Below are 10,511 nucleotides of genomic sequence, written 5' to 3' on the forward strand. Positions count from 1 at the left end.
CGGAGACGCCGCGCGGGCCCACGGACGATCCGGCGGTCGCGAGGCAGGCGGCCGCCGGGCCACTCCCGGCCCAAGCTCCTCGGACCCGCCCCAACGCGTTCGGCTGAACCGCGTCGGACCCCGCGCCCGGACGGACCGCTTCGGGCCGACCGCGCCGCGGCTCCGCCGTCAATCCCCCGCCTGCCCCGATCCGGCCGACCGCTCCACCGCGACACCACCGTCCGAGTCCCGGGCCACGTCCGAGGGCACGACCGATCCGGCGTCCGTGGTCACCACCACTGCCTCTGTCACGGCCGCGACAGCGCCCTCCTCGTCCGGTCTTCGCCGCACCAGTGGCAGCGGATCCGCCGGTTCGAGATCCGGGTCGTCGATCCGGAACGTCCGTACCCGCCCAGGTACGGAGTCGGGCGTCTCGAACCGGACGGTGACCCGGCCGAGGCCGCTGCCCTGCACCCAGCCATGTCCGTGCTCGGCGTGCCGCACGTCATGCCCGGCCCGCCAGCGCCGCTCGACCGGCTCCGGCGACTCCGGCACGGACTCCTGGGCGGCCTTCTCCTCCGGCGCGTGCCGCGCCAGCTCCCCGGCCGCCTGCGCGAACAAGTCCTCCTGCGTGTAGTCGGCGAGCCCGGACACGCCCACCCCCAGGAGCCGCACCCCGCCCGTCGTGTCCACGGAGTCCAGCAGCCGGGCCGCCGCCTCCCGTACGACCGCCGGATCGTCCGTCGGCCCCCGCAGCGTCTCCGACCGGGTCAGCGTCGAGAAGTCGTAGCGCCGCACCTTCAGCACGATGGTCCGCCCCGACAGCCCGGCCCCGCGCAGCCGTCCCACACACCGGTCGGCCAGCCGCTGCACCTCGAGCCCCACCCTGAGCCGATCGTGGATGTCCACGTCGTACGTGTCCTCGACCGACACCGACTTGGTCTCCCGCTCGGCCACCACGGGCCGGTCGTCGTGTGCCAGCGCCATCGCGTGCAGCGCGTGCCCGTGCGCCTTGCCCAGCAGCCGTACGAGCTCGTCCTCGCCCGCCTCCGCGATCTCGTCGACCGTGGTGATCCCGGCCCGCCGCAGATGGTCGCCGGTGGCCGGCCCCACGCCCGGCAGCGTCCGCACCGACATCGGCCCGAGCAGCGCCCGCTCGGTGCCGGGCTCGATCAGCACCAGCCCGTCCGGCTTGGCCTGCTCGGAAGCGATCTTCGCGAGCATCTTGGAGGCCGCCAGCCCCACGGACCCCGTGAGCCCCGTGACGGCTCGTATGTCGGCGCGCAGCCGCACACCCGTCAGCCGGGCCGACTCCGCGTCCCAGGCCGTCTCCCCCGCCTCCAGATCCACGAACGCCTCGTCCAGGCTCAGCGGCTCCACCAGCGGTGACAGCGCCCGCAGCAGCCCCATCACCTGCTCGCTGATCGCCCGGTAGAACCCGAAGCGCGGCACGAGGTACGCGGCGTTCGGCGCCAGCCGGCGCGCCTGCGCCATGGGCATCGCCGAGTTGACCCCGAAGACCCGCGCCTCGTACGACGCGGTCGCCACCACCCCGCGTGGTCCCAGCCCGCCCACGACGACGGCCTTCCCGCGCAGGCTCGGCTTGGACGCCTGTTCCGCCGAGGCGAAGAAGGCATCCATGTCGAGATGCAGGATCGTGGGCGCGGTTCTCACATCTCCGATGCTGCCCTACGCCACTGACAATGCCCCGGCGCGGCTCGGGGCGCCTCTCAGACGGCCCGGTTGCGGCGCCGCGCCAGCTCGTCGGCGGGGTTGGGCCCGACCAGGGTCTCCCCCGTGTCGATCCGCTCCCCGTGCAGCTGTGACAGGGCGTTCTCCACGTCCCGCCACACCACGCCCACGGCGATCCCGAAAACGCCCTGACCGCCCTGGAGCAGGGCGTGGACCTCGTCGGGCGAGGTGCACTCGTAGACCGTGGCGCCGTCGCACATCAGTGTCATGCGCTCCAGGTCGCTGAAGCCCCGCTCCCGGAGGTGCTGGACGGCGGTGCGGATGTTCTGGAGCGACACCCCGGTGTCGAGGAACCGTTTGACGATCTTGAGGACGACCACGTCCCGGAAGCTGTACAGGCGCTGCGTCCCCGACCCGTAGGCGGGGCGCACACTCGGCTCGACCAGCCCGGTACGGGCCCAGTAGTCGAGTTGCCGGTAGGTGATCCCCGCGGCCGCACAGGCCGTCGGGCCTCGATAGCCGATCTGCTCGGACGCCATGGACGTCGCCCCTCCGCTGCTCGGCACGGCCGAAGGTCGCTGCGGAACGTGATCGACCGCGTTGCTGTGAAGCGGGTACGGACCGCTCGCCCCGCAACCGGATCCCGGGACACCCCCAGCCATACCGCCGCCGCTGCTGCTCACGCCGACCTCCGTCCTCGACCTGCCTCCTCGACGGTAGGCAGTCACCAGGGGTGCGTCAACGATCGCCACACTCGGCACGCCGAGTGATAATCACCCTAGGAGTGGTTTCCCGTACCCCACCGCGGGGAAAGGCTAGCCGAATGCGCTCGGAGGGAGCCGCAGGACGCTCTCACTCGCCGCTGGCAATTGCCGCCCGTTCTGGCCCATCACCGGCGGCCCGGCCCCACGGCGCCCCGCTGTCGCACCGGCCTACTGGCTGCTGCTGCCGAAGTCCTCGGGCGAGATCTGGTCGAGGAACTCGCGGAACTTCTCCACCTCGTCCTCCTGCTCGTCCGGGATCGCGATGCCGGCGTCGTCGAGCACCGTGTCGCTGCCGTAGATCGGCGTCCCGGTGCGCAGCGCCAGCGCTATGGCGTCGGAGGGACGGGCACTGACCTCGATCCCACTGGCGAAGACCAGCTCCGCGTAGAAGACGCCCTCACGCAGGTCCGTGATGCGTACTTCGGTGAGCTCCTGACCGACGGCTTCCAGCACGTCCTTGAACAGGTCGTGGGTCAGCGGTCGCGCGGGGGCCATGCCCTGCTGGGCGAAGGCGATCGCCGTCGCCTCCCCCGGCCCGATCCAGATGGGGAGGTAACGGTCGCCTCCCACTTCACGCAGGAGCACGATCGGTTGGTTGGAGGGCATTTCGACCCGGACACCTACGACATCGAGCTCGTTCACACAGCAACCCTAGGCCGTGCCCGGGACGTTTGGGTAGTCGGGCCCGGAACGGGCGCCCGATCACGCCGCGCGCGACCACCCGGTTCAGGGCAGCCGGACCCCGAGCGCGGTCTGCACCAGCGCCGCGTGCAGCTTCACGGTGAGCCCCGCCAGCTCCTTGGTGCGGTCCTCCGCGTGTGCCCTGGTCTGCGGGTTGCGGTGCCGCTTGAGCGGCGCGACCACCTGGTCCACGAGCCCCGCCTCACGGTCCGCGGCGGCTTTCATCACCCGCAGATGCCGTGGCTCGATCCCGAACCGTCCGAGCTCGGTGACCAGCGTGGCCACGGTCACCGCCTCGGCGTCGTACACCCCGCCCTCCAGCGGGGTGATCAGCCCGTAGGACTGCCACTCCTCGAGTTCCTGCTCACCGATCTCAGCCGCGGCCAGCAGCTCGGCACGGCCGATCCGGGCTGCCCCGAACGCCTCCGGCACCTCCGGCACGGCCTCACCGTCCCGCTGGCGCCCCACCGCGGGCAGCCGCACGGCCTCACCGCGCTCCATCGCCTCAAGGTGCTCACGGATCACCTTGAGGGGAAGATAGTGGTCCCGCTGCATCCTCAGGACGTGACCGAGGCGCTCGACATCCTGGGCGCTGAACTTGCGATACCCCGAGGGGGTCCGCTGCGGCTCGATGAGGCCCTCCGACTCCAGGAATCGGATCTTCGAGATGGTGACCTCGGGGAACTCCTCGCGCAGCACGTTCAGCACCGTGCCGATACTCATCAGCCCACTGTCCGCCGCGGCGATGCCGTGTCCGGCACCGCCGCCCGGTGTTCGAAGCATGGACCTTCCCTGGGGATCCCCCCGGACGACGTCCGGGGGACGGTCAGTAGCCTCGCTGGCTCGCGTAGAAGACCAGCCGGTACTTGCCGATCTGTACCTCGTCCCCGTTCGACAGAGGGACCTGGTCGATCCGCTCGCGGTTGACGTACGTGCCGTTGAGGCTGCCCACGTCGGCGACCGTGAACGTGCCGTCCTGGCCACGCCGGAACTCCACATGCCGACGCGACACCGTCACGTCGTCGAGGAAGATGTCGCTCTGCGGGTGACGCCCCGCCGTGGTCAGCTCACCGTCCAGAAGGAAGCGGCTGCCCGAGTTCGGACCCCGGCGCACGACCAGCAGGGCGGAGCCCAGCGGCAGTGCGTCGACGGCCGCCTGCGCCTCCGGCGACAGCGCCGGAACCGCCGTCTGACCGGTGACTTCGGCGTCGTAGGCCTCGATTCCGGAGATCGAGATCGTGGACGTCGTCTCCGACGGCCGCTCGGGCGTCACACCGGGACGCAGCGGCGCGCCGCAGTTGGAACAGAAGCGGCTGTTCTCACCGTTACGGTGACCGCACCTCGTACACACCAGGGCCGACACGGAAAACCCTCCACCCGTACTTGAGGTTGGCGGTTGCCCGAAACCTATGCCGCCGGACTGGGCAGGGTCAACAGACGGCGCGCCCTGACCACCTGAAATGTCACCGCCCGGACCAGCCACCTGGTCCCGGAACAGCGGCCGCTGGCCCTCCGCGTCAGGCTGTGCGCGATGGCGAGCGGTGGCGTTGTCGCCACCCTCTCGCGCGCTCTTGCCGAACAACTTCGCAAACAACTTCACGGGCGATTCCCCTTGACCGAAACAGACCCGCCCGTGGGGCAGGACGAACCCTGACTCAATACACCGGTCGACCCGGACATCTTCACAACGTCCGTATCCACCTGACAGTTTCCACCACGCACCACCCATTCGGTGCGCCGACCCCCCGCAACCTCGTGCCCTCGCGTGACGACCCCCATGCACCCCCGGTTCACGAGGAGGACGACCGAGCGTAGTCAGGCCGCTTCGCCGCTCGCAAGGCGTCGACGACGATCATGCTCGAACGCTCCACGGTAACCGTGGCCTGCTCCTTCTCCATTGTCTGCACCACGCCTCCAGGGATGTTGAGCGCCGGTTCGAGATCCTGCGGCTTGCCGATGACCTTGAAACGATACGGAGCGTTGATCTTGTTCCCGTCGACGCTCACGCTCTTGCCTGATTCCGACAGATACGTGCCGGCGACCACGCGCACACCGTTCACCTGGATCGCCTCGGCGCCGGCCGCGCGCAGCTCCTGGATCGCGTCGAGCAGCATGTCCGCCTGGACCGTCCCCTTCGTGTCCTCGATCGTCATCGTGATGCCCGGCCCCTGCGCGGCCACCGTGCCCGCGAGGATGCCGAGTTGCCGCTCCCTCTCCAGCGTCTGCTTACGGGCCTCCTCGGCCTGGTCGGAGCTGTTCTCCAGCTCGTCGCGCTGCTTCTCCAGACCTTGCTTCTCGTCCTCAAGACGCTGAGTACGGTCGTCGAGTTCATCGAGAATACGAACAAGATCTTCCTGGCGCGCGCCACGCAGCGCGCTGTCGTTGTCACTGTTCGACGCCACCTGCACGGCCAGCCCGAACCCCAGACCGAACAGCAGCACGGCCACGATGAGTTGGGCGCGGGACACGCGCGGCGGCCACAATCCCTTCACGAGCCGCTGGCGGCCGGTCAGGGCGGGGCCCGACGGCTCCTCCGCGGGCTGCGCGGCCTCAGGTGCCCGCGCGGGCACCTCGTCGGGCAGTTCCTTGCGCAGCCGGTGCTCGGGCTCGGGCCGCTCGTCCTCGTTGCTCATCGGTGGTCTCACGCCCGGAAGACGTGCCGGCGGATGGCCGCGGCGTTGGAGAAGATCCGGATGCCGAGGACGACCACGACACCCGTGGACAGCTGGGCACCCACGCCCAACTTGTCGCCCAGGAAGACGATCAACGCGGCCACGACCACGTTCGACAGGAACGACACCACGAAGACCTTGTCGTCGAAGATCCCGTCGAGCATGGCCCGCAGACCACCGAAGACGGCGTCCAGCGCCGCCACGACGGCGATCGGCAGATAAGGCTCGACGACCGCCGGAACCTCAGGCCGGACCAACAGGCCGGCCACGACTCCCACGACGAGGCCCAGTACGGCGATCACGATGTGCCCTTCTCGGTTATCGGCTGTGCGGTACGTACGATCACACTCGGTGCGGCGGGCAGCCGGAGGTCACCCTCCGTGGAGATGCTGGTCCGGATGCCGAAATTCTCCTGGAGGGCGTTCAGATACAGGCCGTCGGCACTGTTCTGGAACCTGGTGCTCAGCCGCTTCCCGTCCCCCACCGCGAGGACCGTGTACGGCGGCACCAACGGCTTGTTGTCGACCAGTATCGCGTCGCCCGCGGCCCTGATCGCCGACAGCGCGGTCAGCCGCTGTCCATTGATGGAGATCGCCTCGGCACCCGACTCCCACAGCCCGTTCACCACGCGCTGCATGTCCCGGTCGCGTACCCGCCCGGTGTCCGTGAAACCGGACGTCTCGCGCGGGTCGCCGTCACCACCGGTGGTGGCTTCCTTGGCGTCGTTCACGACCAGTTTCACACCGGGTCCGCGCACCTCGGCGGCGCCCGAGAGAATGCCCAACAACTCGGACTGATCACCGCCGCCGCTCTGGCTGAGCGCCTCGCGCTGCCGGGCGCCCACGTCGTCCCTGAGCTTGTCGACGGACCCCTCGAGCTTGTCCGCCGCCTCCGTCTCACGGTCGATGCGGTCGATCAGCTCCTGGCGCTCCTTGGCCACCACCGGAGCCGCGACCCGGGCCTGTGCCGCGCCGACCGTCACGACCAGCGCGGCGAGCACCAGGCCGACCGCCAGACCGAGCTTCGCGCTGAGAGTCCTGGGAAGGCCGCCGGCGCCCGCGGCCGTCTTCCGGGCGGCGGCCTCGGCGTATCCGTCGTCGAGGCTGTGATCCATGACGTTGGTGAGCAGCGACATGGAGGCGTCCGGACGCGACGGGCGCGTGAATGTGCTCCGAACGGGGGGCTGCTGCGGCATGCCGCACATCGTCGCATGTCGCGACCACTACCTCCGAACGGCCCCACCGGCGTGCCGGACAGGCCCCCTTGGGGACACTTGTCCGGCACGCACGCGTACCGGGTGTTTCAGCGCCCTGCGCTGTCCACGACGGCCGACCACTCGTCGAGCAGAGCCTGTGCGGAGGCGTCGTCCGGCCCCTCCGCCCACAGGTGGGTGACCGCCTCGGCCGGGTCGGGCAGCACCATCACCCAGCGCCCGTCGGTCTCCACGACCCGCACCCCGTCGGTGGTGTCCACGGAGCGGTCTCCGGCCTCCTCGACGACCCGCCGCATCACCAGCCCCTTGACCGCCCACGGAGTCGCCAGATCCCGCTTGAGGACGTGCGCCCGCGGGATCCGCGCGTCGATCTGGCTCAGCGTGAGCTGGGTCCGCGCCACCAGCCCGATCAACCGTACGAACGCGGCCGTACCGTCGAAGACGCTGCTGAACTCCGGGACGATGAACCCACCCTTGCCGTCGCCGCCGAAGATCGTCGTCTCGTCCCGTCCGACCCGGGTCAGGTCGTCGGGCGAGGTCGTCGTCCACTCCACCTGGGTCCCGTGGTAGGCCGCCACCTGCTCCGCGATCCGGGTCGTGGTCACCGGCAGCGCCACCCGGCCGCTGCGCCGCTCCGCCGCCACCAGGTCGAGCATCACGAGCAGCGCCCGGTCGTCCTCCACGATCCGCCCCTTCTCGTCGACGAGCGACAGCCGCTCACCGACCGGGTCGAACCGCACTCCGAACGCGGCCCTGGAGGACGCGACGATCTCCCCGAGTCGCACCAGCCCCGACCGCCGCACATCGGCGCTCTCCGTCGGCCTGGACTCGTCGAGACCGGGGTTGACGGTCAGCGAGTCCACTCCGAGCTTGCCGAGCAGGCTGGGCAGGACGAGCCCCGCCGAGCCGTTCGACGCGTCGACCACGACCTTCAGCCCGGATTCGGCGATGCCGGTCGTGTCGACGTTGCGCAGCAGCGACCCGGTGTACGAGTCGAAGACACTGGCCGGGAAGTACAGGTCGCCGATCTCTCCCGGGAACGCGCGCCGGTACTCCTGCCGCGCGAACACCCGGTCCAGCTTCCGCTGGCTGGCCTGTGAGAGGTCCGCGCCCTGTCCGTCGAAGAACATGATGTCCACGGAGTCCGGCACACCGGGCGAGGTCCTGATCATGATCCCGCCGGCACTGCCCCGCGCGGTCTGCTGCCGGGCGACCGGCAGTGGCACGTTCTCCAGGTCGCGGACGTCGATGGCACTGGCCTGGAGCGCCGAGATGACGGCCCGCTTCAGCGCGCGGGCACCACGGGAGTGGTCACGGGCCGTGGTGACCGTGGAGCCCTTCTTGAGCGTCGTCGCATAGGCTCCGGCGAGCCGCACGGCGAGCTCCGGTGTGATCTCCACGTTCAGGATTCCGGACACCCCGCGGGCACCGAACAGGTTCGCCTGTCCCCGCGACTCCCAGATCACCGAGGTGTTGACGAAAGCACCCGCCTCGATGGTCTTGAACGGGTAGACCCGCACATTGCCCTGCACGATCGATTCTTCACCGATCAGGCACTCGTCACCGATGACCGCGCCGTCCTCGATCCTGGCGGCCCGCATGATGTCGGTGTTCTTGCCGACCACACAGCCGCGCAGATTGCTGTGCTGACCCACGTAGACGTTGTCGTGCACCACAGCTCTGTGCAGGAAGGCCCCGGACTTCACGACGACGTTCGAGCCCACGACGGTGTGCTCGCGGATCTCGGCGCCGGCCTCGACCTTGGCATAGTCGCCGATGTAGAGAGGACCCCGCAGCACGGCGTCCGGATGCACCTCGGCACCCTCCGCCACCCAGACTCCCGGGGAGATCTCGAACCCGTCGAGCTCGACGTCGACCTTTCCCTCCAGGACGTCGGCCTGCGCCTTCACATAGCTCTCGTGCGTGCCGACGTCCTCCCAGTAGCCCTCGGCGATATAGCCGTAGATCGGCTTGCCCTCCTTCATCAGCTGAGGGAAGACGTCGCCGGACCAGTCGACGGGTACGTCGGGGTCGACGTAGTCGAACACTTCGGGCTCCATCACATAGATGCCCGTGTTCACGGTGTCCGAGAAGACCTGCCCCCAGGTCGGCTTCTCGAGGAAGCGTTCGACCTTGCCCTCTTCATCGACGATGGTGATACCGAATTCCAGCGGATTCGGTACGCGCGTCAGACAGACGGTGACGAGCGCGCCCTTTTCCTTGTGGAAGTTGATCAGCTCAGTGAGGTCGAAGTCGGTCAGGGCATCGCCGGAGATGACAAGGAAAGCGTCGTCCTTCAACGCTTCCTCGGCGTTCTTGACGCTTCCGGCGGTACCGAGTGGCTTCTCCTCATTGGCATAGGTGAGTTCCATCCCGAGCTCTTCGCCGTCTCCGAAGTAGTTCTTGACGAGCGATGCCAGGAACTGCACCGTTACGACGGTCTCGTTGAGCCCATGCCTTTTGAGCAGCCGCAGAACGTGCTCCATGATCGGCCGGTTGACCACCGGCAGGAGCGGTTTGGGCATGCTCGAGGTCATGGGGCGAAGGCGCGTGCCTTCGCCGCCAGCCATCACGACGGCCTTCATGTCGGAAGCGTCCTCCTCTAAGAGACGACGGTCTAGCCGACTTCACCCGTCCTGATTGTCCCGCACTTTTCCGCAACGGGCCATCGAGCCACCGCTACCGCCCCAGGGCGAGCTCAGTCGGCCATGGCGTCCGCACGAACCAGACGGCGGACCTGTACCACGTAGAGGACTCCTGCCCACCAATACAGGGTTGTACCCCATACCGCGAACGCCCATCCGAAAACAGCGGCCAGTGACGCGATCCAGCCGCTTCCGTCGCTGAGGAGGAGCAACGGGAAGGCGTACATCAGGTTGAAAGTGGCTGCCTTGCCCAGGAAGTTGACCTGGGGCGGCGGATAGCCGTGCCGCCTGAGGACGCCCACCATCACCAGCAGGACCAGCTCACGCGCCAGAAGTGCGGCGGTCAACCACAGCGGGAGAATCTCCCGCCAGGTGAGCCCGACCAGGGTGGAGAGAATGTAGAGCCGGTCGGCCGCGGGGTCGAGGAGCCGGCCGAGGCTGCTGATCTGGTTCCAGCGTCGCGCGAGCTTGCCGTCCAGGTAGTCGGTGACCCCGCTCAGAGCCAGGATGAGCAAGGCCCAACCGTCGCTCTTCGGGCCCCCGAACTCGGGCCTGAGGATGAGCCACAGGAAGACGGGCACGCCGACGAGCCGAGCCATGCTCAGGATGTTCGGGATGGTGAGGACCCGGTCTGTCTGAACACGGGTCTCCTGGACCTCCACCCGGGGGCCTCCAGTAGAAAATGAGCCAGTGATGCTCACTGACCCTACCTCAACGCAAAAAAGCTCTGGCTCTCGGGCTGGTGCCCAAGAGCCAGAGCTCTAAAAGGAGTTCGGCGGCGTCCTACTCTCCCACAGGGTCCCCCCTGCAGTACCATCGGCGCTGTAAGGCTTAGCTTCCGGGTTCGGAATGTAACCGGGCGTTT

General features: G+C 68.9%; 10 protein-coding genes and 1 rRNA gene. All 11 read right to left on the bottom strand.

The window, feature by feature from the left end; all coding sequences use genetic code 11:
- Positions 1-168 precede the first annotated feature (168 nt).
- A complete protein-coding gene (locus tag ACFV0T_RS38915; RefSeq protein WP_385789768.1) occupies positions 169-1,653 on the bottom strand; it encodes a DNA polymerase IV in 1,485 nt (494 codons plus the stop codon).
- A 56-nt stretch (positions 1,654-1,709) separates the two neighbouring features.
- A complete protein-coding gene (locus ACFV0T_RS38920; protein ID WP_385789770.1) occupies positions 1,710-2,354 on the bottom strand; it encodes a MerR family transcriptional regulator in 645 nt (214 codons plus the stop codon).
- A 249-nt stretch (positions 2,355-2,603) separates the two neighbouring features.
- On the bottom strand, positions 2,604-3,077 hold the full coding sequence (locus ACFV0T_RS38925; protein WP_385789771.1) for a bifunctional nuclease family protein: 474 nt from the start codon (positions 3,075-3,077) through the stop codon (positions 2,604-2,606).
- Between the two features lie 84 nt (positions 3,078-3,161).
- On the bottom strand, positions 3,162-3,899 hold the full coding sequence (locus tag ACFV0T_RS38930; protein WP_385789773.1) for a MerR family transcriptional regulator: 738 nt from the start codon (positions 3,897-3,899) through the stop codon (positions 3,162-3,164).
- A 43-nt stretch (positions 3,900-3,942) separates the two neighbouring features.
- On the bottom strand, positions 3,943-4,845 hold the full coding sequence (locus tag ACFV0T_RS38935; protein WP_385789775.1) for an FHA domain-containing protein: 903 nt from the start codon (positions 4,843-4,845) through the stop codon (positions 3,943-3,945).
- A 61-nt stretch (positions 4,846-4,906) separates the two neighbouring features.
- Positions 4,907-5,749, bottom strand: a complete 843-nt coding sequence (locus ACFV0T_RS38940) for a DUF881 domain-containing protein (RefSeq protein WP_385789776.1) — start codon at positions 5,747-5,749, stop codon at positions 4,907-4,909.
- Between the two features lie 8 nt (positions 5,750-5,757).
- Positions 5,758-6,090: a small basic family protein gene (locus ACFV0T_RS38945; protein ID WP_003988855.1), complete on the bottom strand. Its 333-nt coding sequence runs from the start codon at positions 6,088-6,090 to the stop codon at positions 5,758-5,760.
- Positions 6,087-6,923 carry a DUF881 domain-containing protein gene (locus tag ACFV0T_RS38950; RefSeq protein WP_385789778.1) on the bottom strand — a complete coding sequence of 279 codons (837 nt, stop codon included), beginning with the start codon at positions 6,921-6,923 and terminating at the stop codon, positions 6,087-6,089. Before ACFV0T_RS38950 ends, ACFV0T_RS38945 begins: the two co-directional genes overlap by 4 nt.
- A gap of 167 nt (positions 6,924-7,090) precedes the next feature.
- Entirely contained in the window at positions 7,091-9,586 is a 2,496-nt protein-coding gene (locus ACFV0T_RS38955; protein ID WP_385789780.1) for a sugar phosphate nucleotidyltransferase, read from the bottom strand.
- 113 nt (positions 9,587-9,699) lie between these two features.
- Positions 9,700-10,308: a CDP-alcohol phosphatidyltransferase family protein gene (locus tag ACFV0T_RS38960; RefSeq protein WP_385789783.1), complete on the bottom strand. Its 609-nt coding sequence runs from the start codon at positions 10,306-10,308 to the stop codon at positions 9,700-9,702.
- 108 nt (positions 10,309-10,416) lie between these two features.
- Positions 10,417-10,511, bottom strand: a 5S ribosomal RNA gene (gene rrf / locus ACFV0T_RS38965); the annotation flags it as partial.

The sequence above is a fragment of the Streptomyces sp. NPDC059582 genome, assembly GCF_042735715.1.
Classification (GTDB): domain Bacteria; phylum Actinomycetota; class Actinomycetes; order Streptomycetales; family Streptomycetaceae; genus Streptomyces.

Excerpts from the sequence above, each read along its gene's own strand:
- ACFV0T_RS38930 (WP_385789773.1), bottom strand. The coding sequence starts at position 3,899 with ATGCTTCGAACACCGGGCGGCGGTGCCGGACACGGCATCGCCGCGGCG.
- ACFV0T_RS38935 (WP_385789775.1), bottom strand. The coding sequence starts at position 4,845 with ATGGGTGGTGCGTGGTGGAAACTGTCAGGTGGATACGGACGTTGTGAA.
- ACFV0T_RS38940 (WP_385789776.1), bottom strand. The coding sequence starts at position 5,749 with ATGAGCAACGAGGACGAGCGGCCCGAGCCCGAGCACCGGCTGCGCAAG.
- ACFV0T_RS38950 (WP_385789778.1), bottom strand. The coding sequence starts at position 6,923 with ATGTCGCTGCTCACCAACGTCATGGATCACAGCCTCGACGACGGATAC.
- ACFV0T_RS38955 (WP_385789780.1), bottom strand. The coding sequence starts at position 9,586 with ATGAAGGCCGTCGTGATGGCTGGCGGCGAAGGCACGCGCCTTCGCCCC.